Source organism: Paenibacillus sonchi (genome assembly GCF_016772475.1).
GTDB lineage: Bacteria > Bacillota > Bacilli > Paenibacillales > Paenibacillaceae > Paenibacillus_AQ > Paenibacillus_AQ sonchi.
The window spans coordinates 5,669,274-5,695,918 of record NZ_CP068595.1 but is presented as its reverse complement, the minus strand read 5'-3'; the positions used below and the strand labels follow the sequence as shown (position 1 = coordinate 5,695,918).

The window sequence follows — 26,645 nt, the reverse complement described above, 5'->3', positions numbered from 1 at the left end:
GATATAGCAAAAAATGTAATTATAGTATTCTCATTATATTTATAGAGATTCATATCAACTGTGATTAAAATCATAATAAATGATAAATAAATCAAAAAAATAATATTTATGGAATCATTAGTAAATTGAAGTTGACTGTTAGAGTGGTGAAGTGTAAGATTTCCATAGAATTAGATATCTAATTTATTTTCAGTAAAGGAGCAGCTGCATGAGTAAACGAATGCCGAGTACGCCTTTTTCAGATCTGATCCGGGAAATCGGGCTAAAAAAGAAAAAAGACGCTGATGACAGATTAGCCGAGCTGGGCCTTAATGCACAGCAGGGACAAATGATCGGCTACATTGCAGAGCATGAGGACAGAGGCCTGATTCAAAAGGATCTGGCGGAGCATTTCAACCGCAAGGAAGCCAGCATCACCAGCATGCTTCAGGGTCTGGAGAAAAAGGGGTATATCAAACGCGTGATTCCGAAAGAAAACGAGCGGCAGAAAAAAATATACCTGTTGGACAAAGCAGCGGTTCTGGTGGAAGAGTTCAATGAGATTTTTGCAGAAGTGGAAAAAAGCATCACCGATAGCCTTACGGAAGAGGAAGCGGAGACGCTCATGAAATTGTTGCACAAGGTGAATTCGAATCTTTAGCACAATGACAACAGGCGGGAGGCTCACTGATGTTGGGCGGCTCGCTTTTTTGTTATGGAAACTGGCCCGCTTGACATGAAATGCATTTCATCATTTACAGTAAAGGAGACAATATAAATAGAGATGGGGAGAACATACTATGAACATCAAGTTAATCGCGGTTGATATGGACGGTACATTTTTAGACGATAAAAAGAATTACCATCAAAAATGGTTCGAACAGCTATACGCTGTAATGAAGGCTAAAGGCGTCCATTTTGTGGTGGCGAGCGGGAACCAGTACTATAAGCTGAAAACGATTTTTGAAGGTATCCAGGATGAACTCGCATATGTTGCAGAGAATGGCGCCTATGTCATCGATGGGACCGAAGTATTGTTCACCGGTGAAATTACACCGGAGCAGGTGAAGCTAATCGTGGAGAAGCTGAGTCAATATGAGGAAATTTCTGCGGTCATGTGCGGTGTGAATGGAGCGTATGTGCTCGAAAGCGCCAGCAAGGAATTCTATGAGCTCATGTGCCATTATTATCCGAGGCTGGAGAAGGTAAGCGCATTTGAGCAGGTTAACGACCAGATTTTCAAATTTTCCTTAATTACTCCTGACCTGGCTGCTGGCGGAGTTGATAAATATCTGCCCCTGTTAATGGAAGAACTGAAGGGAGTGGTTGACCCGGTGACCAGCGGACATCAATGTATTGATCTGATCATCCCTGGCTGCCATAAGGCATCGGGGCTTGAACGCCTGCTGAAGCGCTATGGTGTGCGGCCGGATGAATGCGCAGCATTTGGAGACAGCAGCAATGATATTGAAATGCTGAAGCTGTGCAAATACAGTTACGCGATGGAGAATGCTTCGCCGGAAGTCAAGGCTGTAGTCAATTATCATACGGTGAGCAATAATCAGCATGGGGTGCTGCATGAAATTTCCCTGCTTTTGGGGGAACCTTCCTTGCTGGAAAATATAGAAGAAGGGAAGCTGTATGCGGGAAAACAGAATTAAAAAGCGAATTCATTTCCTGTACTGGAATAATTAGAACTAAGAAGAGTCCAGTGATGATTTTTTGTTTGACAGATAGTGTCGAGTAATCCATAATTCAATCCATACTAAACATATATGATTTATATGAAGGAGTGGGTCCTAGGTGTCAAATTTTAAAAAGGCATTAAGAAAATCGGTGGGGTTAGGGACATTGGCAGTACTATTTTTGGTATTGCTTGCAGGATGCTCCGGGTCGGGCAACAAAGCTAATTCGGCGAATACTGCTCAGGAAAGTGCCAGTCCGGCACCGGTTCAGAGTGCCGCTGCGGCGGAACCGGCAACGGGAGGAACTTTTGTATATGGTCGGCCCGCTGCGGTAACCTCGTTCGATCTTCATAATGAAATTACGTCGAACAATGCGTTTGCCATTGATAAAGTGTTTGAATCTCTGGTTGCTTTTGACAGCAAGGGCGAAATTGTGGACTGGCTTGCCAAGTCGCACAGCATCGGTGAAGACGGTTTGACGTATACGTTCGTACTCCGCGACGGGTTGAAATTTTCGAACGGGACGGAGGTAACGGCTGAAGATGCAGTATTTTCACTGAATCGTCATCTGAAGGTGGGCGGCCCGCTGGAGATTTCCGCCAAGGTTGATACCGTCAAAGCGCAGGACAAGCAAACGCTGGTCATTACGCTTAAAGAGCCATACACACCGTTTATCTCGGAGCTGTCCAACTTCTCCAACGGCATTCTTCCGAACAATTTCGGCGGAGTGACCGAAGCCGAATTTTTCAAAAAACCTGTAGGTACCGGGCCCTTCGTTGTGGAGTCCTGGGACCCGGCAGGCGATCTGACGTTTACCAAGAATCCGAACTATTGGCAGGAAGGCAAACCGTATATCGATAAGCTTGTGTACAAGCTGATCGAAGATGACAGCCAGGCCATCAACCAGTTAAAAGCTGGAGAAGTGAACGCGATTGAATCCCTGGCGCTGCAAAATGCCAATGAAATCAAAAATGGTACTGACACTGCAGTACTGACGAATGGCAGCTGGGTAACCGAGCAGCTGTTCTTCAATACACTGGACGAGCATTTCAAGGATGTCCATGTCCGCCGTGCCCTGGCTCTGGCATTGGATCGTGACGGGCTGACCAAGGCGCTTACCTTTGGTTACGCACAGACAGCAAATTCTTTGCTGCCGACAACGATTCCCTATAACGGCAATGATACGATCAAGCCGCTGAATTTCAATGTGGATGAAGCCAAAGCTGAGCTTGCCAAATCCCCCTTCCCTGACGGGTTCAGCACGAAATTGCTCGTAGCTTCCGGCAACAGCACCAGAGCGCAAGAGGCGCAGATTATTCAGGCGGCAGGCCAGACGATTGGCATCAAGATTGAGATTGAATCGGTTGAATTGGCCGCCTTCCGGGAACGTTTTTTCGCTTACGATTTTGCAGCAATGCTGAACAGCGGCCAGGCAGACTCTCCGGAAGCGAACTCGATCCTTGCTTTCCAGACAGACCCTGAAGGCTTCAGTAAATCGTACTGGACCCATTATACTAACGATGAAGTAACCAAGCTTCTATATGAAGGACAAAAAACAGCGGACGGCGATGGCCGTGCAGAGATCTACTCCAAGCTGCTGCAGACCCTGGCCGATGAAGTACCGTACATTCCGCTGTACTATCCTGATATCCTGATCGGTGCCCGTTCTTCCGTTCAGGGCCTGACAGTTCTGCCGAACGGCAGCGTACGCCTAGAAGCGGTTAGCATCAGCAAATGATGAAATCCAAGCTGGTGCCGACGGAGCGGACGGTAGGTAATGCTTCTCACAAGTGGCTCGTGATAGCCCTTGTGAAAGCATTGGCCGTGATCCTTTGCGTAATGACGGCGGTCTTTTTCATTATCCGCATTGTGCCGGGAGACCCCGCAAAAATGATTTTAGGAGAATACAGCACACCTGAGGCGCTCGAGAGCATGCATCATGCTCTCGGGCTTGACCTCCCTTTATGGGATCAATTTCTCCGTTTTATGACCACTCTCTTTACCCAAGGGGATACCGGAAATTCCATCATTACGGGGACCTCGGCCAGAGAGCTGATTGCACAGCGCGCCCCCATTACTTTGCTGCTTATTCTGCTCGCTTGTGTGCTGGCAATCATCATAGCGCTGCTACTTGCTACGCTTGCAGCCACGCATAAGGATAAGCTGCTCGATCATTTGATCCGTATATTTCCTGCAATCACTCTGGGTATGCCAATCTTTTGGGTTGGCCTTCTTTTGATTCTGCTCTTCAGTGTCCGGCTGGGCTGGTTTCCGGTTGGCGGTGTAGGAGAAGGATGGAGCGGAACCCTGCACAGTCTTGTGCTTCCGGCGGTAACGGTCGCTTTTTCACAAATCCCGACGCTTGTCCGGTCGTTAAGAGCGCAAATGCTTGAAGTGCTGGAGTCCGATTTTGTAGTGACCCTGAGGGCTGCAAGAATTCCGAACAGCGTTATTCTGTTTAAGCATGTGCTGCGCAACTCGGCGCTTCCTACACTGATGCTGCTTGGAGTCAATATATCTTATCTGATTGGCGGCACACTGGTTGTTGAGCAGGTGTATGGCATCAAGGGCATTGGCAGCCTGCTGTTCACTTCCATCTCCAAGCGGGATTTCCCGGTTATTCAAGGCATAGCCCTGTACTGTGCACTTTCAGTGGTGATCATCAGTTTAGTGATTGAAATCATTTCCTGGTGGCTTGATCCCAGAACGAAAGGAAAACAATGAACCCTATACCATTAGATCCAGACTTGCATAAAGGCAGCAGAATGGCCTACCGCTTGAAACGAATATGGAATGCACCTTCACTGCTTGTGGGCAGCCTTATGTTTCTTGTGCTGATTATTCTGGCTGTATTCATTCCTTACTTAAGTCCCTATTCGCCTACTGAGCAGAATCTGAGCGCTTTTTTGCAGCCTCCGTCTGCAGCACATTGGCTGGGAACCGATCAGCTGGGTCGTGATTTATTTACAAGACTGATCTATGCAGCGCGTACAGACTTGAAAATCATGGTTTTGGCGGAGATCATCCCATTCTGCACAGGCATATTTCTGGGAATGCTGGCAGGGTATTACGGAAAATGGCTCGATGCCGCTATTTCATTGCTGACGGACACATTAATTGCCTTTCCTTTTTATCTGATTGTAATTATCGTGGCCTTTGCCAGCGGGGCAGGAGAACGGGGGATTTATATCACCTTTATGCTGGTTGGATGGATCGTGTTTGCCCGTGTCGTCAGAGGTCTAAGCGCATCATTCCGCAAGCAGGAGTGGGTTGCATCCGCGCAGACTTTGGGTCTGCCCGGCGTAAGAATTATCCTGCGTCATCTGCTGCCCAATGCGCTGCCTCAAGCGGTTGTTGTCCTGATGACCGATATGATCGGTCTGCTTGTCGCCATTGTTACACTCGGTTATCTCGGCATAGGCATTGCACCGCCCACTCCGGACTGGGGAACCATGATCTCAGATGGACAACCCTTCATTACGACAGCCTGGTGGCTCTCGGCAGTGCCGGGATTCGCAGTAGTATATACAGGGATCGCTTTGTCTCTCGTAGGGGACGGATTGGCCGATATTTGGAGGAAAAAATGATGTCTACACAACCGGTTTTGGAATTAGAGGCACTCTCGCTGGCGGCAAAGTCCAATGAGACATTAGTCCATAATGTCAGCTTTTCGCTTGAAAAGGGGAGAGCCTGGGGCTAGTCGGGGAGTCGGGTTCCGGCAAATCGCTTACGCTGCGGGCTATTCTCGGCCTGCTGCCGCGCGGTGTCACACAGACAGGTGGCGTCATTAAGAGCGAGGTAAACAGCGCGATGGTGTTCCAGGACCCGAGAGGTGCGCTTGACCCGCTCTGTCCGGTGGTGAAGCAGCTGGCGGAAGTGGTGTATTACAGACAGCAGGTGAGCCGGAAGGCTTCACGCCGGATCGCGCTGGAGCTGCTCGAAAGGCTTGGCCTGCCGGACGCTCTGAAGCGGTCGGACCGGTATCCCAGCCAGCTCTCAGGCGGTCAGTGCCAGCGAATCGTCATCGCCATGGCGCTGGCCTGCAAACCGGGCATCCTGCTCTGTGATGAACCGACAACGGCGCTGGATGTAACCGTTCAGCGGCAAATTATTGAGACGATCACCAGCCTGCAGCTGGAACTCGGATTCGCCATGGTCTTTGTCACCCATAACCTGGCGATTGCCGCCAGCCTGTGCTCCAGACTATATGTGATGAAGGCGGGGGAGATTGTGGAGCACGGAGATACGCTTGATCTTTTGCAGCATCCGTCAGATCCTTATACGCAAATGCTCATGGATTCAGTGCTTCCATTGCCGGAGCTGGAAGGGGGCAGAAAGAATGGGTAGTACGCTGCAAGTTCAAAATTTAACGGTCCGGTACGGCGGGTTCACTGTGTTGGATGATATCAGCCTTCAGCTGGAGGAGCATACTACCCTCGGGCTTGTAGGGGAGTCAGGCTCAGGGAAATCAACGCTGGCTCGGGTTATAGCCGGATTGATCGCTCCAGACGGCGGAAAGATTCTGCTGGGATCACAGGAATTGCGGAAAAAGAGAAGCCGGGAGCAGCATAAAAAGATCCAGATGATCTTTCAGAATCCGGATGCTTCGCTGAATCCCAAGCATTCCATCCGGCAGATTCTATCCGAAGCGCTGTTGTTTCATAAGATTGTGCACCGGCCGCAGGTGGAGCAGCGATGCAAAGAGCTTTTGGCCCGTGTTCACCTGGAGGCGAAGGCGCTCGACAGGTACCCTCACGAATTCTCCGGCGGACAGCGCCAACGGATTGCGATTGCCCGTGCATTAAGTGTAGAGCCTAGCCTGCTGATTGCGGATGAACCGACGAGCGCACTCGATGTGTCCGTGCAGCTTAGTGTGCTTGAACTGTTCAAAACGCTCAAAACCGAGCTTCATCTTACCATGCTGTTCATCTCCCATGATCTGGGAGTTATCCATGCCATTAGCGATACGGTAGCCGTTATGCGGCAAGGCAAGCTTGTAGAGAAGAGCTCCAGGGACCAATTCTTTACCCGTCCGGAGCATGATTACAGCCGCGAGCTGTTGTCCGCGGTTCCCAAAATGCCGAACACCACTACAGCAGGAGGTTATTATGAACCCAGAACATAAAGGATTTGTGCCGTTGTCACTGGCAGAGTTCAACACACTTACCGGTTTGCTCTCCAAACTTTTGTACACACAGCAGCCCCCGGTTATTATCCCGGGTGAGGCGATTTTGGGGATTGAGGCCGTTGCTGCCGGGATAGCTGCGCCTGGCCGTACTTTTGTAAATGTGGTGACAGGCCCATACGGCAGATTGTTTGGACAATGGCTGGAGCGGGGCGGGGCAGCGGTTGTGGAGGTTAAGGTCCCTTTTGATGAAGTTGCTGCGCCGGATATGATCGCATCAGCGATTGAGCAATATCAGCCGGATGCGTTATCCTTCGTTCACGCTGAAGTGGTAACCGGCGGATCGAATCCCGCTCAAGACATATTTAAGCTTGCACAGAAATATAAGCTCATTACCGTATCGGATTCTGTCTCAGCAGTCGGGGGAGAAGCGCTGAATGTGGATGAATGGGGAGTAGACTTTGCAGTGATCGGTGCACAAAAAGCCTTGGCTGGACCGAATGGCGTCAGTGCGGTGAGCATTTCACCGCGTGGCTGGGAATTTCTTGAGTCCAATCCTGCGGCCCCGCGCAATTCCATTCTGTCTTTGCTGGATTTGAAACCGGCCCCGGACGGGGCTGCGCCGCTGCGGGTTCCACCCAACATTCCCACCCTTGAAGCCAGAGCACTGATTGCGGCCCTCACAGAGGTGGAAGAAGAGGGATTGCAGCAGGTTATCAAGCGCCATGAACGCGCCGCAGCCTCAGCTGTGGCAGGGATCAGAGCCTTGGAGCTTGAGCCGTGGCAGAAGGACAGCAGACATTATTCTACTCTGACTACGACGGTCCGGATCTCCGGGAAAGAAGGCTTGCTGATCCGTCAGCCGACCGGGATTGTTGCGCCCGGGGACGGCGAGCTGTTCGGCCAGCTTTTGCGGATCAATCATTTTGGGGCAAATGCATCCCGGGACAGTGTGGAAAAAGCCATTGCAGCGCTGGCCCGTTTATTGGGGCAAGAACCAGCGCAGGCTTTGCAGGCTGTCCGGGAGGTGTGGGGGAATGAGCATGATCCATAAACGGCCCGCCCTTCAGACCTTTAGCGGTATTCATATCACCGGTATTCAGGGCAAACGGTTCGACATTGTAATCCAGGACGGGCGTTTCACATCCATTATTGAAACGGAGCCGCAACTGGAGGAGCCTGCTCACCCGGATCAACGGTTATGGATAAGTCCGGGGATCATTGATCTTCACACGCATCTGGCCTGGACAGACTTTGACCATGAAGATCAATTGAAACGCGACAGCCGCGAGGTCGAAGCGATGCAGGCTGACGCTTTTGCTGCTACTTTGCGGACGGGGGTCACGACGGCACGCGATGCAGGCGGGATTCTGCCCAGCACTATCCGGCATCTTGTTCAGCACTATCAGCAGCCCCTGCGGGTGCAGACCAGCAGCGATATGCTGGGAGCCGCCGATGCCTGCGGAGTTCAGCATTTGGGTGAACGGATGGCGCAAATTTTCGGTACCGGAGCAGGCTGGATCAAAATTATGGCTACAGGCGGCCTCGGTGCACCTACCGAGAAAGTGCTTGAACCGAATTTTTCGAAAGAAGAGTTTGCCTTTATCGTCCGCAATGCACATGCGCACCATAAAAAGGTTCTGGTGCACACCTGGGGCGGAGTAACGATAGACTGGTCTATCGTGGCTGGTGTGGAATCCATCGAGCACGGGATGTTCCTGAGTGAGGAGCAGGCCGGCAGACTTGCTGAATCTGGAGTAGCCTTTGTACCCACCACCTCGATCTACCGTATTGCAGCCGATCCGAAGGGGGTGCTGGAACTGAATCCGGTGATTTGCGACCGGGCTGCGCGTGCTGCCGAAGCCCACTCGACAGCCATCGGCTACGCCAAAAAGGCAGGCGTCCGCATAGGATTCGGTACGGATTATGCCACACCTGCGCTGCACGGATACAACCTGCAAGAACTGGATACGTTAATGGATTACGGTCTGACCCGGGCAGAAGCGTGGAAATCTGCTACAGAGAGTGCTGCCGGGATTCTGGGCAGCGGCAGCGAATTGGGGCGGATTGCCGAAGGCTATATCGCCGATGCTGTGATTTACAATGCTGACCCTTATCAGGCGCGAAATGCGGAGCAGCTTCGGAACAGCATTGTTTCCGTCCTGACCGGAGCGCAGGAATCGGATTTGATTAAATGATTTCAAGCTCAGGCTTGAGCTTGAAATCATTTGTGTTCATATCCGGTGACTCCTATGCTATATTTTGTAGTAAATTTGCTGCCTGATCGTCATCATTTTTCAAGAGTAAATTGTTTTATACAAAACGGGGTTGTCCCGGTGGTACTTAATTCTACGGCTGGGACAGCCCTTTGTCATATGCTTGTGCCAAAGTTGTTGGAGCGCCGAAGTCGTCGTTAAGCGAACGAGCAGGATAATGCGATAACTTCTGGAATACTTATTGAAAGTAGAAATATCAAAGTTATAGGAGGAGGCTGCTCCCATGTTGAAGTTATTCGAGTATAACTGGCAGGTACGCAAAGAATGGTTTGACTGGTGCGACTCGGTGGACGAGACAGAACTGCTGAAGAGACGCACAGGCGGTCCGGGCAGCATTTTCTATACGCTGTTTCACATTGTAGAGTGCGAGTACAGTTGGATAACCGCATTGCAAGGAAAGCCGATGCCTGAAGAGCCTCCGTTCGAGGACTATATCGGTGTGCAAAAGATAAGAGATTATTCAGCGCGTTGCCATGCGGAAATCGCTCCATTCATCTACGCTTGGGATAGCAGCATGGAAACTCGCATTTTATCCGACCAGAACGCTGCGGGCGAATGGGAGAGCTTCAGATATGGTGAGATTATGCGGCATGTTCTCGCCCATGAGATCCACCATTTCGGCCAATTGTCGATTTGGTCGCGGGAAATGGGTAAGCAGCCGGTTACCGCAAACTTGATTCGAAGAGGATTGTTCGATATTTAATTTAGGCAAAATAATGCCCTTCTTCGAGATCGGCGATCAGTCCGGGCTGTACCGGTTTCCAGCCGAGAAGCTCCCGTGTTGCCAGACTCGCTTGCGTAGTGTTGTACAAGCCCGTGATGTCGAATGACGCAATGGTGCCAAGAAAGCCGAAATGGGCGGCAGCTTCTTCAGGTGGTATGCTGACCGCCGGCACGTTCAATTGCCGCCCGATGACAGCAGCGATCTCGCGGAGTGAAATGCCTTCATCGCCCGCGCCAAGCAGCCGTGAGCCAGCCGGAGCGGATTCCAGCGCCAGACGGTACAGAACCGCCGCATCCAGGCGGTGAACCGCCGGCCAGCGGTTTGTTCCGTCGCCGATGTAAGCGGCAAAGCCCTTTGTCCGGGCGATGTTGATCATCATTGGCACAAAGCCCTTATCGCCTTGACCGTGCACGGACGGTGCAAGCATGACAATGGATGTCCGAATCCCCCGCTCTGCCATGGCGAGCACTGTTTGATCCACGGTTTGCCCATTTGCGTGAGCCGTGGTAATGAACGGCTTTCCGGAGCCTTCGAGCGCCGCTCCCATAACTTCAACAGCCCGCAAATCCAGCGCCAGTGCACCTTCAAAGTCAGAAAAATCGTTGGTGAACGCCAAATGAATCACGCCGTCCGCAGCCTCGGCCCCGCTGCGCAGAGTGTCGGGATCGTCCAGCGTGCCGTACAGTACTTCGGCTCCCGCCGACTTTAATCCCGCAGCTTTCTCTTCAGAACGACAAAGGCCCGTCACCGTATGTCCCGCGCTGATCAGCTCCCGGACGACCGCGGAACCGACATACCCTGTTGCTCCTGTAACAAAAACATGCATAATGATATCCTCCTTCATGAATTGACTGCTTGAGCATGATAAGTATAAACTATGAAGTGAACTCTAGGGCAAGCCGTCCAAAGGAGAAATGATTATGAGAATTCAGGAACTGGCAGACAAGATGGGATTAACGATCCATACGATCCGCTTTTATGAAAAGGAAGGCTTGCTTGATGATCGGCATGTCCGGCGGGAAAGCAACAATTACCGCAACTATTCGGAAGAGGCTGTCGGGCGGTTGAAGCTCATCAAGAAGTTCCAGTCTATCGGCTGTTCGCTGGCTGAACTGAAGGAAGTTCTGCAGGACCACGACGCTAATGCGCACACTAACCTGCAGATTATCGATTGGATTCGCGGCAAGAAAAAGGAGATCGAAAGCAAGAAGAAAGAATACGATCAAATGCTGGACACCCTTAACAAGATGCTGGAGTATCGGACTCTGCTCATGGACGATCCGCAAAAGGCTCAAGAGATGCTACATACTTGGCATGCTGGCTCATCCGGTTGAGCTGCTTATTTTATAGATGTGCACACTACAGGAAATATCTTCTTGTCTACTTTTCAAACGAAAATTGTTAAGGTAGGGGGTAGCAATGAATAAGAGGTGAAGAGTTGTTATGACGAAGAAACACTGTTTGTTCTGCGATGAGATTGTCCCCATTGTGGCGGAGGGCGATTACGATAGATATCTCGGTTGTTCTTGTTCGCCCGGCGGGTACTATAATCTGCTGAGAGACAGCTACGAATCTATCAATGCGCTCCCGCACCCCAAGAAACGCGACGTACTCCATTTGATATCAGGCTATATCCGGGAGCTGACTGATTGTGAAGAAAAGGTTACGCTAACGTTCAACGATTTGGAGACCATCGCAAATTCCCCAAAAATTCCAGTGACGATTGAGGATAAAGGGAACCGTCTGCTGCAATATTTGTACAGGCATTCCGGGAGTGCAGGAGATCCTGTTGTTATTCAGCCGCTCTCCGGCAGCTATAATCTGACGTATTCCCCCAATTTGCAGGAGCTGGTATATATCATCGATAAGCTCATTAATGAGCAGCTGCTTATACGGGAAGGCATGACCTTTAAGCTTACGGATAAAGGCTGGAGTGAGGCTGCGGCGAGCGCCGGAGGCAAAAAATTGAAGCCGTGCCTCATTCTGACCGCAGAGAAAAAGGAACTGCGCCTGGAGTGGCAGGAAATGCTTTTGCCAAAAATAGAGCAGTTCGGTTATCTGCCGCGCTTGCTTACCCAAGACAGCACGCAGAACCATGATCACGATTCTTTGGCGCTAATCGCAGACAGCAGACTTATTATCGCAGATTTAACCGGGCAGTCTCCTGAAGTGTATTTTGCGGCAGGGTATGCACTTGGTTTGAGCATCCCGGTAATCTGGACTGTGAACAACAGCATAGCAGAAGAACTGAATGTACATGTCCAGGCTATCCGTCCCATCGTATGGGACACGGCTGAAGAACTGGCAGTATTACTGCGGCAGAAGCTGAGTTATGAGCGTATAGAAAAGGCCCAGGGTACCGTCCAATAAATGTGTCAACATACAAAGCAGGCGCGCCCGCAAGTTAGGGGTGCCTGCTTTTTTAGGTGATGCGGTGCACAGACGGCGTATGCAATGATTACTCAATGGGAAGAGAGAGGCTTTTCTGCTAAAATGGTTGTAATACATTTTTTAGTAAAAGAGGGATCAATAATCTGCGATCTGCGTTTGATCACCCGTTAAGGAGTTATTCTAGATGACGAATTCAACCTTCCGCATACGCCGCCCCTCATTAAATGATGCTCAGGCGGTATGCGATCTGGTGGCTGCCTGTGATACCGAAGACCTCGGAGCACCCGACATCGTTCTCGACGATGTCCTGGACATGTGGTCCGGCTTCGATCTGGACCACAATGTCTGGGTCGTTGAAGACACAGACTTGTCATTAATCGGATATGCTTTTCTTGAGGAGGATAGTGAAGAAAAGCTGTTCAGCTACGGCTGCGTGCTGCCCGCAGCCCGGGGCCGGGGCGTGGGTGCGTCGCTCGTCAAGTCGCTGGAAGCCCGGGCCTCAGAACTACGGAATGCAACAGGAGTCCCGAAGCGTCTGCAAGGCATGATCCCGACATTATGCGAAGATGCTGTCCGGCTGTTTGAGGCGCAAGGCTTTGCGCCGGTCCGTTACTTCAAGCGAATGGGAATCCGGCTGGACACCGAACCGGCTGCGGCCATTCTACCTGAAGGCTTCACCATTGAGCCGTTTATGAAGGGGCGCGACGAACAAGCCGTGCATGAGGCTTATGTAGAGTCGTTTGCCGATCACTGGGATTTTGCGGTGCCTCCTTTCGAGAAATGGGCCGAAAAGACACTGCTGCCTACCTTTGAGGAACGCTGGTGGTTGATCGCCCGGGACCCGAACGGGGATGTTGCGGGTTTTGCGCTCGGACGCATGCGCGAAGACCTGCTCTTCATCGAGCAGGTTGGAGTACGCCGGCCTTTCCGTGGGCGCGGTCTTGCCCTGGCCCTGCTGCAGTGCCTGTTCAGGGCATCCTATCATGCGGGTCAAATGCTCGTTTCGCTGGGTGTCGATGCAACCAACCCTTCGGGTGCATACCGCCTCTATGAAAAAGCCGGAATGAAATCTGATTATGCAATCAGCATTTATGAAAAACCGTTCACTCTTTTGGCTGAATGAAAACAACAGGTAAGCACTCTTACTTCAAAAAAGAAAGGCCCTGGTTTATAAACCGAGTCTTTCTTTTTTTGTAGACGGATGGAAGCATGATAGGAGTGCCAATAGGTAACCAAAAAGATTTTTGGCCGTATTAGGGGTATGATTATGAGGCCCAAACAAAAATTCGAGCAGAGGTAAACGAATGCATATGAATGAGAACTTTACAGAGCAGGGCGATACGGTGTACCGGCTGGCGGAGCATAAGGCAGCCCAGTATTTTGCAGCCCTGAATATGCAGGTCACGGACAAAACTTATGTCCCTGCATTGACAAAAGATATCCAGTCGTGGAAGAAGAACCATATCCATCAACGGTCATGGCTGTCTTTTTTTACACGGAGGAAGAGAGCAGGGGATACACGGGATAATCAGAAGTATCTGGAATGGCTGAACTATACAGGCAAACTGGATAATTATTTAGACCGGAGTGTGTCCTATATCTACATGAGGGATCTGGGCAAAGCGCTGGATGATCCCCGCACCAAGACCCGGATTCAGCGGGTAGTCACGGACTTGAAAAGACACTTGATGCATTCCGGCGCAAATGAGCAGGAGGACCAGACCGGATTAACCGGATTGTCCAGTATAGCCGGATTTTACCGCTGGGCCCAGAAGGAAGGAATCGAAGCTGCAGCGATTTGGGTGATAGACAAACTTAAGAATGTCTCTTCCCATATTCCGGAGGAAATGGATGCCGAGCAAGCCGAACGTAAACTCATCAAAATCATCGTCGGGGTTATTCTGCATGTGGTAGAAGAAATGGATGAACAGACCACGCCCGCTGAACGCACCCGTAGGCTGGATGAAGCCATCCGGATCGGGTATTCCTATGGTTTGACTTACCCTTTTATTGACGATCTTCTGGATTCCCAGGTCTTAACGGCTCCCGAAAAAGAACAATATTCCGCAATGATACGGACTGCCCTTCTGACGGGAAAGGTGCCGGAGCTGAGCGGGTGGCCTGGAATCCATATGGAAATCATTCAATACGTCCATACAGAGCTGCGGACTGCTTTTGAATATATCCAAAGCCTGCAGAAGCCCGAAACAGAGAAAACCTTTTTTGAACAGTCTTATGTGTTTTTTCATTCCCAGGACATCGACCGCAACAAGGATCTGGCTAATGCGGAATACACCAACGAAGAGCTGTACATCCCTATTATTCTAAAATCCTCTTCGTCGAGATTAATTGTCCGTTCGGTGATTAGTGCTGCTGAGGATAAAGGTTTTGAGGAGCGGACCTTTTATTATGGAATCTATAACCAGCTGGCTGATGATTTTGCGGATATGTACGATGATATGAAGGATGGGGCCGTCACCCCATATACCTATTATTTAAAATACCGGAAGCAGCGTCCCGATCTGATCAATCCTTATGAATTATACTGGACGGTAATCTCCCATTTGATCCATAATGTATATCATTCCGATGCCAAGACCCTTGAGGTGATTATGGACCGGGCAATCAACGGACTGAAACGCTGCAAAGAACGGGTAGGTACAGAACGGTATAACGAAATCATGGAGATTTTTGCGTCTGGGAATCCGGAGTTCAACCGCCTTATACAACATATGGTCCGAAAAGCAGACGATGTGGATTTCTTCGACAAGCTGCTCCGGGATCAGATCAATGCCCAATTGAAAAACGGCCGGAAGGAAAAGGAGAAGTTTCAGACGACCGTCCGCACTGTCCGCGATCAAATCAACGGTCTGCTGAAGATTCCCAGGCCGGATGGAATCCCTCCGATGAAAGAATCACTGATTGAGGCGGCGAATTATAGTCTGACCGGCGACGGGAAGCGGATACGGCCAATATTAACCTGGGTGCTGGGTGTTGAGGTGTATGGCATGCAGGCAGCTGCGATCGAGCCGCTTCTGAGATCATTGGAATTTATGCATACCGCATCCTTGATTTTTGACGATCTGCCTTCCCAGGATAATGCGTCCACCCGCAGAGGGCGGCCGACCTTGCATCAGGTGCATAATAGCGCTACGGCGGAATTAACCGGCCTGTACCTGATTCAAAAGGCGATTCAGGAGCAGGCTTCGCTTCAGGCTTTTGATCCTGCAACTGTGCTGGCTCTGATGCAATATTCGGCCGAAAAGGCAGAGGATATGTGCATGGGGCAGGCGATGGATTTGCACTCCAAAGGAAAAGCGATGACCCTGGAGCAATTGAATATGATGTGTTTTTACAAAACGGGGTTAGCGTTTGAAGCTTCTCTGGTAATGCCAGCCATACTGGCCGGGGTACAAACAGCCGAAATCAACGCGTTGAAGAAATACGCCTACCATGCGGGCATTGCCTTTCAGATCAAAGATGATCTGCTTGATTTGGAAGGGGATCATCAGGTGCTGGGCAAAAACACCCGGATGGATATGGAAAATAACAATTCGACCTTTGTGTCTGTCCTTGGTCCGGAAGCCGCCAGAATCGAAATGTGGGATCACTACTGTCATGCCGTGGAAGCGCTGAATGCGGTTCCCCGCAAAATTGCTTTTCTGAACCATTTATTGGACTATATTATTAACCGGAACCGTTAAAATGAAGGAAAATATTAGAAAGGAAAGCTGCTGCTATGAAAAATATGAAACAAAACATAATAGAATATTGCCTGAAAAAGAAGGGGGCGGTCCCAACGCATCCTTTTGGGCCGGAATCGCTGGTGATCAAGGTTGAAGGGAAAATGTTCGCACTTATTTTTGAAAATATAGCCAGCCAACCGGTTATTAATCTAAAATGCGATCCTGTAATCGCGGCAAATTTGCGGGAGCAATATGATAATGTGCGGCCAGGGTACCATATGAACAAAAAACACTGGAATTCTATCACACTGGATGGTTCCGTGCCGGAGCAGGATATTTTTTTGATGATCGGCCATTCGTATGATTTGGTAGTCAAAAAGCTTCCTAAAAGCCTCCGTGAATCCATTGCGGAGAGCAGTTAAGCAGACTCATGAGCTCATTGATTTGGAAACCGCGCCTGGCGCGGTTTTTTTGGTTTGCCAAGAGTGCTTCCGAGGCTCTTTCAGGTCTATAACCGCATCAGAAACTTTAATATGTCCAGGTTATCTTTAATTTCTCCACTATTTGTAAGGGAAGATTCGGGATAGATTTGGGGGATAGCAAAATGCCAAAAAAGGGGTGAGGGATGGCAGCACTTGCAGGAAACAGGTTTGTCTTTGAAGGATGCATGGATGAAATGTAAGCGAAACCACAGAAGACGAGGAGGATGGAAGGATGAATATTCCCACCGGTACCAAATCACTTCCTAAGCTGACATCTGCATTGTTGGCTGCTGCTTTGCTAGTTTCAGGTCTTCCCTTGACGGCGTATGCCGGCGACACATGGCCTTTTAAAGGAGACAGTGCTCCTGGTGCCAACCAGCCCAATGTTCATGGTTATACCAGCAGCCATATTGCCAACTGGAGTCCCCAGACTGATCCGGATGCCGAACTGCTTAGATCACGCGTACCGCTGCAGGAGCGAATCGCCCCTTTTGCTGCGACTCAGGCGAATCCGGCGCTCAGTCCGCAGACGCGGATGATGAATGTGTCAGGCGACTACGGCAACGCATTTATTGAGAATGCGCCGTATACGAACAAGTTTGCGCAGTACCATTTTAACTTCTGGCAGTATATCGATTATTACTCCTACTGGCATGGCACGGCAACCGCGTATACCCCGCCGGAATATTATGATGAGCTGGCCCAGAAGGACTGGCAGCAAAAATGGTTCGAATTCGGGATGCTGAATATCCCCAACCCGACTTATACTGATGCGGCGCATAAAAATGGCGTGATGTCCTTAGCCGGCATTTTCTTTTCCAACAACGACCGCGGCCAGCAGACCTACAAGCAAATGATTGTCCGGGATGAGCAGGGAAAGTTCCCGGTAGCTGAAAAGCTGATTGCAATGGCACAGTATTTTGGTTTTGACGGTTATTTTATCAACCAGGAAGAAATGAGCCCGAATGTGGCAGTAGCCGATATCCCGGATTACATCGCATTTATGAAAGCGCTGCAAAAAGGCGGGCTGTATGTCCAATGGTACGATTCGCTGAATACCCAGACCGGCGCGAACACGTTCGCGCGGACGTTGAATGATTCCAACATCTCCATGCTGGTCGATAAAAGCACAAAGGAGCCGGTGTCCAACTCCTTTTTCTTTGATTATGGAGCTGGCAACACCCAGATTACGGGTGCCAACAATTATTTGGCCAATCTGAATAGCAGCCTGGGCACCAGCTACAGCTTGTATGATGTGGGGTATGCAGGCCTGGAAGCAGGACGGGACCGGTTCAAGCCGGTTAATGGTTCAGCACTTGCGGCCAAGGTGGATGCGGCCGGTCTGCCGAGACTTAGTCTGGCAACGCTTGGTGCCGATTTTGTACACGCTGGTCTGGATGAGGATATGGGTCTGTCCTATCCCGTCTCCCACAGGTCGGAGAATGATTACCAGTGGATGACGCATTTGCGTGAGCAGCTGTGGTGGTCGGGACCCAACGTGAATCCAAAGAATACTGCGAAGCCAGCCGCCAACACCGTCTCGGATGTCTATGCCGACAACCGCTATTGGCCGGGGATTTCTTCTGTGATTGCAGAACGTTCGGTCATTCAGGACAATAACTTTTATACTAATTTCAATACCGGGCACGGGTTGTCGTATTATGTGAACGGTACGGTCTCCAACAATGAGGAATGGTCCAATATGAGTTTGCAGGACATTCCCGTTACCTGGCAATGGTGGCAGGAGACAACAGGCAACAGGCTTACTGTGGATTTCGACTATGGACCCGAATACAATCTCTCGGGCACAGAGCGCTATAAGTATAAGCAGATCGGTGGGTTTAACGGCGGCAGCTCGCTGGTGGTGAACGGAAATCTGAATGCAGAGAACTTCCTGCGTTTATACAAAACAGAGCTTAGCCTGAAGGCAGGCTCCAAGCTGTCCATTAGCTACAATAAGCCGTCGGCTGCGAATTCATCGTCGATGTCGGTAGGCCTCATTCTGGCAGATGATCCGAATACTGTGGTCAAAGTGCCGGTTCCGGACAGCGGCCGCAAAACCAGCGGCTGGGTGACGAAGGAGCTGGATCTGAGTGCTTATGCAGGCCGGACGATCGCTGCGTTTGGACTCGTTTTTAATCCCGGCCAAGGGGTTGTGAACAATTATCAGATGAACATCGGACAGCTCCGGATAACCGACGGTACTGCCGTGAAACCTGCGGCTCCGGCTGACCTTACGATTGCCAATGCGTTTACAGATACGAGTGAAATGGTCGTTCATTGGAAGCTGGACCCTGATTACAATAAAGTTAAGCAATATAACGTCTATGTAAATGATGTATATATGGGCGGAAAATATGATGAGGTGTTCTACCTCAAGCGGCTTCCGGCTAAATCCGGGAGGCTCAAAGTTGTGGCTGTCGGTGCAGATGGGCAGGAAGGCGATGCCGCAACCCTGAATTTTAACCTGAATGCGGCTGTCTCTAATCTGAAAGTGAATTCCCAAGCAGACGGAAGGTTTGACGTTAGCTGGTCAAATACCGGCAGTACGGCAGGGGGCATTACCGTCCGCGTGCAGTCCGTGAACTGGACTACTACGGCGGAGCCGGTGCAGCAGCAAAAGGTTGTTCCTGCAGGTTCGACCTCGGCAGAATTCACCGGGATGCCGGTGAACGGCGATGATTACATTGTTACCGTTACGGCAGGCACTGTAGATCCGGTTTCGGTGAGCGGGCGTTTTATGGACACCATCGCCGAACCCTATGCCGAAGCCTGGTCCTGGAATCAGGACATCCTGAATTTGCCGATGCCGAACACCAGAGACTGGCGGTATCTGTATGTGTATGAGGATGGGGTGGCGAAATCTTTTGCAACCACCTACAGCTCCGGCAATAAGCCGATGATTGTCCGGGGACGGACCACCAAAGCTTCTCTCAGCTTCCGCTCGACAGCTAATGTTGTGTATGTCGTGATGGAGGACTATGCCGGCAACCGCTCTGAGCCGGTGTATCTGAAGGGCAGCCATTAAGCATTCTCAAGATATTAAATGATGTCCGTTAATTTTACGTTTCAGCCATACAGCCTGTCCAAGGACGGATTCTCCCTGGACAGGCTGTTTTTTTCGCAGAATAGTGTTCCATACCCAGAGGCTAGACGGCATTCTCCGCATCTCACCCGTATGGATTTGTCCGTCCGCCGTTTTTAGTATAAGATGTAACAGACTTTACAGCAGCGGGGGACAAGAAGATGAACAAAACCGAACGGCAGCTTGCCATTACGCTTGAGCTTCAGCGCAGCAAGGTGCACAGAGCGGAAGATTTGGCCGCTCAATTCGAGACTAGCGTGCGGACGATCTACCGCGATATCCAGGCCCTGAGCGAAGCGGGAGTTCCGATTATTGGAGCTCCCGGGCAGGGATATTCGTTGATGGAAGGGTATTTCCTGCCGCCGGTAGGCTTCACGGCCGAAGAAGCAGTAGCCCTGCTGATGGGTACGGATTTCATTGAACAAAGGCTGGATGCGGAGTATGGCAGCGTGTCAAAGTCTGCCAGGCGCAAAATTGAAGCGGTTCTGCCGGAGCCGGTGCGTGCCGAGTCGGCACGCGTACGGGATACGATGCGGCTTCTTCATGCTGGAGAACCTGTAACCGGCCGGAAGGAAAAGGACTATCTCGGTCAAATCCGGCGCGCGATCCTGGAACGGCACAGGTTAAGCTTCACCTATCTGAAAAAAATGCCGGAAGCGGACGGCAGCCGCAAGAGCAGCCGTGAGGTTGACCCCTATGGCCTGGCGCTCGTCCAGGGGAACTGGACGCTGGTCGCCCGCTGCGGTCTCCGGCAGGATATCCGCCATTTCCGGTTGTCGCGGATGACAGAGCTTGCGGTGCTGGAAGAGCGCTTCTCCATTCCGGCCGGATTTAACCTGAGCCGTTACCGCCCGCCCGACGACCGTAACTTACGCGTAGTGGTTCGGGTGAACCTGAATATTGCCGACAAAATGATCGAGACCGTTAATTATTATCTGGAGACTACCGAAGAGCGGGAGGATGGTCTTTTGGTTACTTTTCGCATAAGGCAGCTGGAGGAGCTGCTGCCTTATATCCTCTCATGGGGCGGAGATGCCGAAGTGCTGGAACCGGTGTCTCTCCGCCGCCGGGTCCGGGAAGAGGCGGAAAGGATGTTCAAACGGTACTGAAAGGTGAGGAGACGCTATTTTGTTCATTCGGGCCTCACATCAAAAGTGATCCAACGCATAATCGTTTGGCTGCAAAGGTGTATAGTCAACTTATATAAGATAAAGTTTGAAACTTTCATACTTTCTTTAAAATTCGCTTGAAGCTTGCTTTGAAACTCGTTTTGAATATTTCTTTGGAAATTTTCAAAATGTGATTGTAATCCTCCTTTTCGTTTAGCCTCCATTATAGAATGAAGTTGTTGATAAACATTATCATTCAGGAGGCGAGCTTATGAACACAGAATATAAGATTGCACAAGATACGTATTGGGTCGGTAAAATTGACAACCGTGAAGTCCCGTTTCATCGTCTGATTCTGGCGAAAGGAACGACCTATAATTCCTACCTGCTGAAAACCGGCAAACCGACTGTGATTGACACCGTGGATATGGAATTTGGACGTGAGTATGCGGAGCGGCTCAGCCAATTTATAGATCCCATGGATATTGAATATATCGTCATCAACCATACAGAGCCTGACCATTCCGGGGGATTGGCTGCGCTGGCTTCACGGGCTGTGAATGCTACTATTGTCTGCACCGCGATTGCAGTGCCGGAACTCCAGGAAATGTACAAACTCCACAGCCGGAACTTTCTCGTTGTGAACGATGGGGATACGCTGGATATCGGCGGCAAAACGCTGCTGTTCAGAGAGACACCGTATCTTCATACCGCTGAAACGATGATCACCTATTGTGTGGAAGATAAAATCCTCTTCCCTTGTGATATCTTCAGCACCCATGTTGCGGTAGAGAAGCTGTTCAGCGATGAGGCCGGCTTCGATATTACGGATGACTTCAAAGGCTATTACAGTGCGATCATTCACCCTCACCGCAGATATGTCAGAACGCTGATCGAGGCCGTCCAAGACCTGGACATCAAGATGATCGCACCTTCCCACGGGTTCTTAATCCGGGAAAATATCCGCAAATATATTGATCTCTACGATGTCCTCAGCCGTGAAACGACTGAAGGCAAAAAAGCGGCGATTGTCTATACCACGCTCAAGAACAATACCAAAAAAATGGCGAACATCCTGCAGGAATGCCTTAAGGAAAATCATATCGAGACCGAGGTGTGGGATGCTGACAAGAGCAGCACAGCGGAAATTCTGAGCAGCATCGCTTCAGCCGATGCCGTTTTTGTCGGAAGCTCCACCAGATATGCGGATATGATCGGCAACCTGGAGCCTATTCTGAAAGAAATGAAAAATATGAATCTGGAAGGCAAACTCGCAGCTGCTTTTGGTTCCTACGGATGGAGCGGGGAAGCCATAGAGGTTATTCAGGATTATCTGAACACTACCAACATGACGGTACAGAGTACATCCGAAGTCATCAAGTCAACAGGAATGATTCATGTGGAATTTCCGATCCGGGTGCGTTTCTCACCAAAGGATGCCGAGAAAGTACAAAAAATTAAAAATGCTGCGGAATTTGTTTCGGATCTGCTGCTCAGCGCTTATTAAGGGGGGCAAACGTTCATGTCCAAACATTATGTGATTGTAGGCAGCGGAGTGGCAGCCGTTCATGCCGCCAAGGCGATTCGGGATCAGGACCCGGATACCGAAATCTCCATCTTCGGGGAGGAAGCACATCTTCCGTATAACCGGATTAAGCTGACCAAGGGGTTGTTCACCGATTTACACAGCGATAAGGTCTTGATCAAAAAGGAAAAGTGGTACAAGGACAACCGTATCACCGTCCACACTTCTACCCGGGTCACTCATATCAATACGGACCGTCGGCAGGTGGAAACAGCAGATGGCAGACAGATTGTGTATCATAAGCTTCTGCTCTGCATGGGTGCGAGAAACCGTGCGCTCCCTGTAGAAGGTGCAGGGCTGAAGAACGTTCATACCCTCCGGGATTTACAAGATGCCGACCGGCTGAAAGCCAGCCTCGAAAGCGGGAACCGTATCGTTGTCATCGGCGGTGGGGTGCAGGGGCTGGAAACCGCATGGGCCTTACATGAAGCCGGATACGAAGTGACCGTTGTCGAAGCGGCACCACGGTTGATGATCAGACAACTGGATGAAACCTCTTCACAGATGCTTAAAGAAACCCTGGAGCAGGCTGGGGTAAAAGTCATTCTTCATTCCGGCGTAACCTCGATCACGGGAGAAGAGGCCGTCACTGGAGTTACACTTGACGATGAAACTACAGTTGCCTGTGATCATGTGGTTTACTCGATTGGTATCGTACCGAACACAACACTTGTGAAGGATACACCGATTGATACCCGTTCAGGTATTATCGTTAACTCCAATATGCAGACCAGCGCTCCCCATGTATATGCTGCCGGGGATATCGCCGAAATGAACGGACAGGTTGAAGGCTTGTGGGGAGGAGCTATGGAGCAAGGGCGGGTCGCCGGCAACAATATGGCAGCGAGTGAGCCTGCGGCTTACCGTAAAGCGGTTCCGGTTACCTACTTTAATGCGTTTGGAATATCGCTTTTTTCCATTGGAATGACCGATGAATCACAGTGCGACCTGAGTGTGTCTGTGCAAGAGAACGGCATTTACACACAGATATTTGTGAAAGATCACACAATAATTGGTGCTGTTTCTTGGGAAGGCGCCGCTGCTTCACTGGTATATAAATCTGCCGTTGAGACGGGCTGCAGTCTGGAAGGCATTGATCTTTCCCGCAGCCTCTCAGCGATCATGTCGGAAGTTCAAACGAGATTGCCCAACTAACCTTAACGAAACAGGAGATGAACCTGATGAAGAAATATGTATGTGAACCCTGCGGTTATATTTATGATCCAGCAATTGGCGACCCCGATGAGGATGTGGCACCGGGCACTGCTTTTGAAGATTTGCCGGAGGATTGGGTCTGCCCGGTCTGCGGAGAAGACACCAGCCATTTTTCACCCATTTCTTAAAAAATACGAAAAAGGAGAGATGCGAGATGCCGGAACATTCCTGTCAAAATGCCGCAGAGCCCTGTACCCGCAAGGTGCCGATCTTTGCTTCGCTGTCTGGTGCCGACCTCTCCCGGATCAGCGCCATGATTATCCACCGGAAATATGCCAAGGGACAGGCGCTGATTCTGGAAGAGCAGCCGACCGATACCTTGTTCATTATCCAGCAGGGGCAAGTTAAATTGTCCAAAATGACGCCGCAGGGGAAGGAGCAGATCCTGCACATTTTAACCGCAGGCGATTTTTTTGGTGAGCTTAGCATCTTTAACAGCGATGAACTCAGCAACTTCAGCGCTTATGCATTGAAAGACACCAGCATCTGTATGCTGACCAGAGCGGATATGGAGCGGATCATGCTGGACAATCCGGACATCGCCTTCAAGCTGCTAAAGACGGTTACCAAAAGACTGGCCCATACTGAAAATCTGGCGCAAAGTCTGGCAACCAAGGACCCGGAAATCCGCATCGCCTACATGATTCTGGAGCTTAGCGATATCTATGGTAAAATGCGCGGCGGCCGTATTCATATCGATCTCCCGCTGTCCCGTGAAGAGCTGGCAAATTATGCAGGGGTCACCCGGGAAACGATCAGCCGGAAATTTGCTATCTTTGAAGACTTGGGGCTGATTGAACTGATCGGCAACAAACGGATGGTTATACGGAACCGGCCCTCCTTGGAGAAATACATGGATTGAACTGTAATCCTAAAAAAACGGGTACACCGTCCATCACCGGACAGTGTACCTGTTTTGTGTTATCGTGTAATTATGCATGTTCTAATTGCAGGGCCGGACCAAAAAACTCATAATGAATTTGTTCTTCTTTCATCCCCATTGCCAGCAGGCTGCGGATCATAGCTTCCATGAAGGGAACCGGTCCGCACACATAGGCATCACCTGTAGGATCAACATACGCCTCTAGTGCTTCACGGGTGATTTGACCATCGGGGCCGTCCGAGAAATAGGTTTTATATTGAATGTTGGTCATGTTCAAAGCATGTTTTTGGATATCCTCACCAAAAGCGGCAAACGATTCATTGCGCGCAGCGTGCAGGAAAACCGTAGGACGGTCCGGTGTGGACACGGCCACCGTTTCGAGCATGCTCATCATCGGCGTGATTCCTACACCGCCCGAGATAAACGCGACCGGTGTGGTTTTGGCAGTATCCAGCAGGAATTCACCGGCAGGCGGGCTTACTTCCACCGTATCCCCTTCGTTCACCTGTGTGTGAAGGTAGACAGAGACTACACCATTTGGATCATTGTCGGCTTCCCGCTTCACGGAGATGCGGAACTCATCCGGCTTTGACGCCTGGGACAGGCTGTACTGGCGGATCATGGTGTATTGTTCACCCGGAATCAGAACACGCACAGAGATATACTGGCCCGGCTTGAACGCCGGCACGCCGGAACCGTCTGCCGGTTTCAGATAAAAGGATGTAATACTTTCGCTTTCCTGTACCTTGCGGACAACCGTAAACGGTTTGAAGAAGTTCCAGCCGTTTTCCTGCTCCCGGGCTTCCTTGTACATATTCGCTTCAACACCGATGAAGGCATCGGCAATCACGCCATAGGCTTCTTCCCAGGCCTGCAGGATGTCGTCCGTTGCTGCGTCGCCGAGCACTTCCTTGATGGCTTTCAGCAAAAACTCGCCGACAATCGGATACTGCTCCGGCTTAATGCCAAGGCTGACATGCTTGTGGGCGATCTGAACAACCGCCGGCAAAATATTTTCCAGGTTGTCAATGTGAACTGCTGCGGCATACACCGCATTCGCGAGTGCTGCCTGCTGCCGGCCTTGGGCCTGATTGGCATGATTAAATACATTCAGAAGTTCTGGATGGGCCGCAAACAGGTTCCGGTAGAACACCGATGTAATGGCTGTGCCGTGTTCCGCTAATACAGGGGCTGTGGATTTGACAATATCGCGTGTTTGTTTGGATAAGATAACCGTTCACTCCTCTCATTATTACAAATTTAATATATACTCTTTTATAGTCAAAAGATATATTTAAAATACCACTTTAACAAAATCGACAATTTTTATGGTATTATTTGTAACAAAGATCACATACTGCTACTAAGGGATGGTGGATCGAATGAGACTAACCATGTACACAGATTTCTCTTTGCGGGTCCTCATGTATCTCGGGACGAAAGAGCGGAGTGAGCTCTCAACCATACAAGACATTTCAAATGCCTATCATATCTCCAAAAATCATTTGATGAAGGTATCCCATGAACTTGGGCAAGCAGGGTATATTGAAACGGTAAGAGGCAGAGGAGGGGGAATCCGGCTGGCCAGGGCGCCTGGGCTGATTAACATTGGAGAAGTTGTGCGCCGGATGGAAGATGATTTTCATCTGGTAGAATGCTTTGACCCTTCCGGCAACAACTGTCCGATCTCTCCGGCGTGCGGATTAAAGGGAGTGCTTGGCAGAGCATTGGCTGCTTACTTGCAGGTGCTCAGTGAATATACATTACAGGATTTATTGCTGAATAAGCATGATCTGCAGGCTATTTTTCAAAGAGAATCAAGTAACGATAACGATTATACTGACGGCTCCTCCAGCAGCAGCCTTTCCTCATCCCGGCTATGAATAGCGTTCACCACTAAAAGGGCATGAAACTGCTGAATAACCTCCGGTGTAAGGCCGTCTTCATTAAGCATACTTTTGATATCCGCAACGATTGTGCGAAGCAGCTCATGATCACGGGTTAGCTTCGTTACAGCATCCTGCAGACTTGGGTGATTAGCTGCCATCTCCGGGTAGAATCCTTCTTCCTCTGCTTCCGCGTGGCTGAGTATCCTGGTTTCCCAATACTCGACGAGGTGATCAGCCGCTTGGCGCGCGACCTCTAATTCGTGAATCTCCAGCAGCTTCTCAACTTCTTCCGTCTTGGCAACTGCTCCGGACAGCCCGCCTTGATGAATCGCATGATGGGCGTGCAGCTGGCGTAATGAGGGTCCTGTCATTGTCCATCCTCCCCAATTTTTTCTGAGTATATTCAGTATAGCATATAGAAAAGCAGTGAAAATTCCGGTTAGGACATCCCCCGTGCAAAAAGAGGGAACTCCCTAACGGCTTAGCGGATATCCTTTCTGACGATAACATGCGAAAAGCTTACCTCTTGAA

General features: G+C 50.2%; 25 protein-coding genes. 22 read left to right on the top strand and 3 right to left on the bottom strand.

Translation table 11 applies throughout. The features are described from left to right. Positions 1-208: 208 nt before the first annotated feature. The 10 genes from JI735_RS25365 (at position 209) to JI735_RS25320 (ending at position 9,768) form a co-directional block, all read left to right on the top strand. Positions 209-640, top strand: coding sequence for a MarR family winged helix-turn-helix transcriptional regulator (locus JI735_RS25365; RefSeq protein ID WP_039836859.1), 432 nt, complete (start codon positions 209-211; stop codon positions 638-640). Between the two features lie 139 nt (positions 641-779). Further along, on the top strand, positions 780-1,640 hold the full coding sequence (locus JI735_RS25360) for a Cof-type HAD-IIB family hydrolase (protein WP_063822102.1): 861 nt from the start codon (positions 780-782) through the stop codon (positions 1,638-1,640). Positions 1,641-1,782: 142 nt separating this feature from the next. Next, positions 1,783-3,402, top strand: a complete 1,620-nt coding sequence (locus JI735_RS25355; RefSeq protein WP_039836861.1) for an ABC transporter substrate-binding protein — start codon at positions 1,783-1,785, stop codon at positions 3,400-3,402. Continuing rightward, positions 3,399-4,388, top strand: coding sequence for an ABC transporter permease (locus JI735_RS25350; RefSeq protein ID WP_063822103.1), 990 nt, complete (start codon positions 3,399-3,401; stop codon positions 4,386-4,388). Before JI735_RS25355 ends, JI735_RS25350 begins: the two co-directional genes overlap by 4 nt. A 53-nt stretch (positions 4,389-4,441) precedes the next feature. Then, positions 4,442-5,251, top strand: coding sequence for an ABC transporter permease (locus JI735_RS25345; RefSeq protein WP_233476057.1), 810 nt, complete (start codon positions 4,442-4,444; stop codon positions 5,249-5,251). 103 nt (positions 5,252-5,354) lie between these two features. Next, positions 5,355-6,011 (top strand): ABC transporter ATP-binding protein, encoded by a 657-nt coding sequence (locus JI735_RS25340; protein WP_325175640.1) that lies wholly within the window; start codon positions 5,355-5,357, stop codon positions 6,009-6,011. Next, positions 6,004-6,789: an ABC transporter ATP-binding protein gene (locus JI735_RS25335; RefSeq protein ID WP_039836866.1), complete on the top strand. Its 786-nt coding sequence runs from the start codon at positions 6,004-6,006 to the stop codon at positions 6,787-6,789. The genes JI735_RS25340 and JI735_RS25335 overlap by 8 nt, the downstream gene beginning before the upstream one ends. Further along, on the top strand, positions 6,773-7,843 hold the full coding sequence (locus tag JI735_RS25330; protein WP_202676559.1) for a pyridoxal-phosphate-dependent aminotransferase family protein: 1,071 nt from the start codon (positions 6,773-6,775) through the stop codon (positions 7,841-7,843). The genes JI735_RS25335 and JI735_RS25330 overlap by 17 nt, the downstream gene beginning before the upstream one ends. Further along, positions 7,827-8,987, top strand: a complete 1,161-nt coding sequence (locus JI735_RS25325; protein ID WP_233476056.1) for an amidohydrolase family protein — start codon at positions 7,827-7,829, stop codon at positions 8,985-8,987. The genes JI735_RS25330 and JI735_RS25325 overlap by 17 nt, the downstream gene beginning before the upstream one ends. A gap of 301 nt (positions 8,988-9,288) precedes the next feature. After that, entirely contained in the window at positions 9,289-9,768 is a 480-nt protein-coding gene (locus JI735_RS25320) for a DinB family protein (RefSeq protein WP_039836870.1), read from the top strand. A gap of 1 nt (position 9,769) precedes the next feature. Here the strand turns inward: JI735_RS25320 and JI735_RS25315 are convergent, their stop codons facing one another. Continuing rightward, positions 9,770-10,615 (bottom strand): SDR family oxidoreductase, encoded by an 846-nt coding sequence (locus JI735_RS25315; RefSeq protein ID WP_202676558.1) that lies wholly within the window; start codon positions 10,613-10,615, stop codon positions 9,770-9,772. A gap of 94 nt (positions 10,616-10,709) precedes the next feature. On the opposite strand from JI735_RS25315, the gene JI735_RS25310 reads away from it, so the two are divergent. The 11 genes from JI735_RS25310 to JI735_RS25255 all read left to right on the top strand — a co-directional run bounded on the left by JI735_RS25310 (position 10,710) and on the right by JI735_RS25255 (position 24,204). Beyond that, complete coding sequence (locus JI735_RS25310) at positions 10,710-11,123, top strand: MerR family transcriptional regulator (RefSeq protein WP_202676557.1); 414 nt, start codon at positions 10,710-10,712, stop codon at positions 11,121-11,123. Positions 11,124-11,232: 109 nt separating this feature from the next. Beyond that, positions 11,233-12,159: a hypothetical protein gene (locus JI735_RS25305; RefSeq protein WP_039836887.1), complete on the top strand. Its 927-nt coding sequence runs from the start codon at positions 11,233-11,235 to the stop codon at positions 12,157-12,159. 205 nt (positions 12,160-12,364) lie between these two features. Next, a complete protein-coding gene (locus JI735_RS25300) occupies positions 12,365-13,303 on the top strand; it encodes a GNAT family N-acetyltransferase (protein WP_039836888.1) in 939 nt (312 codons plus the stop codon). Between the two features lie 187 nt (positions 13,304-13,490). Next, positions 13,491-15,884: a polyprenyl synthetase family protein gene (locus tag JI735_RS25295; protein ID WP_083886802.1), complete on the top strand. Its 2,394-nt coding sequence runs from the start codon at positions 13,491-13,493 to the stop codon at positions 15,882-15,884. 44 nt (positions 15,885-15,928) lie between these two features. Continuing rightward, positions 15,929-16,288 (top strand): MmcQ/YjbR family DNA-binding protein, encoded by a 360-nt coding sequence (locus JI735_RS25290; RefSeq protein WP_039836891.1) that lies wholly within the window; start codon positions 15,929-15,931, stop codon positions 16,286-16,288. A gap of 292 nt (positions 16,289-16,580) precedes the next feature. Then, on the top strand, positions 16,581-19,376 hold the full coding sequence (locus JI735_RS25285; protein ID WP_202676556.1) for an endo-beta-N-acetylglucosaminidase: 2,796 nt from the start codon (positions 16,581-16,583) through the stop codon (positions 19,374-19,376). 218 nt (positions 19,377-19,594) lie between these two features. Next, positions 19,595-20,542: a helix-turn-helix transcriptional regulator gene (locus JI735_RS25280; protein ID WP_039836893.1), complete on the top strand. Its 948-nt coding sequence runs from the start codon at positions 19,595-19,597 to the stop codon at positions 20,540-20,542. A 271-nt stretch (positions 20,543-20,813) separates the two neighbouring features. Next, positions 20,814-22,049 (top strand): FprA family A-type flavoprotein, encoded by a 1,236-nt coding sequence (locus JI735_RS25270; protein ID WP_039836894.1) that lies wholly within the window; start codon positions 20,814-20,816, stop codon positions 22,047-22,049. Between the two features lie 15 nt (positions 22,050-22,064). After that, on the top strand, positions 22,065-23,282 hold the full coding sequence (locus JI735_RS25265; protein WP_039836895.1) for an NAD(P)/FAD-dependent oxidoreductase: 1,218 nt from the start codon (positions 22,065-22,067) through the stop codon (positions 23,280-23,282). Between the two features lie 26 nt (positions 23,283-23,308). Beyond that, complete coding sequence (rd, locus tag JI735_RS25260) at positions 23,309-23,470, top strand: rubredoxin (RefSeq protein WP_039836896.1); 162 nt, start codon at positions 23,309-23,311, stop codon at positions 23,468-23,470. Positions 23,471-23,496: 26 nt separating this feature from the next. Further along, complete coding sequence (locus JI735_RS25255; RefSeq protein ID WP_020429256.1) at positions 23,497-24,204, top strand: Crp/Fnr family transcriptional regulator; 708 nt, start codon at positions 23,497-23,499, stop codon at positions 24,202-24,204. A gap of 70 nt (positions 24,205-24,274) precedes the next feature. On the opposite strand, the gene hmpA is transcribed toward JI735_RS25255, so the two are convergent. After that, positions 24,275-25,456 carry an NO-inducible flavohemoprotein gene (gene hmpA / locus JI735_RS25250; RefSeq protein ID WP_039836897.1) on the bottom strand — a complete coding sequence of 394 codons (1,182 nt, stop codon included), beginning with the start codon at positions 25,454-25,456 and terminating at the stop codon, positions 24,275-24,277. A 151-nt stretch (positions 25,457-25,607) separates the two neighbouring features. Between hmpA and JI735_RS25245 the strand changes: the two genes are divergently transcribed. Next, complete coding sequence (locus JI735_RS25245) at positions 25,608-26,108, top strand: RrF2 family transcriptional regulator (protein WP_063822104.1); 501 nt, start codon at positions 25,608-25,610, stop codon at positions 26,106-26,108. Here the strand turns inward: JI735_RS25245 and JI735_RS25240 are convergent. After that, positions 26,060-26,485, bottom strand: coding sequence for a hemerythrin domain-containing protein (locus JI735_RS25240; RefSeq protein WP_039836898.1), 426 nt, complete (start codon positions 26,483-26,485; stop codon positions 26,060-26,062). The two genes, JI735_RS25245 and JI735_RS25240, sit on opposite strands and share 49 nt — an antisense overlap. Positions 26,486-26,645 lie beyond the last annotated feature (160 nt).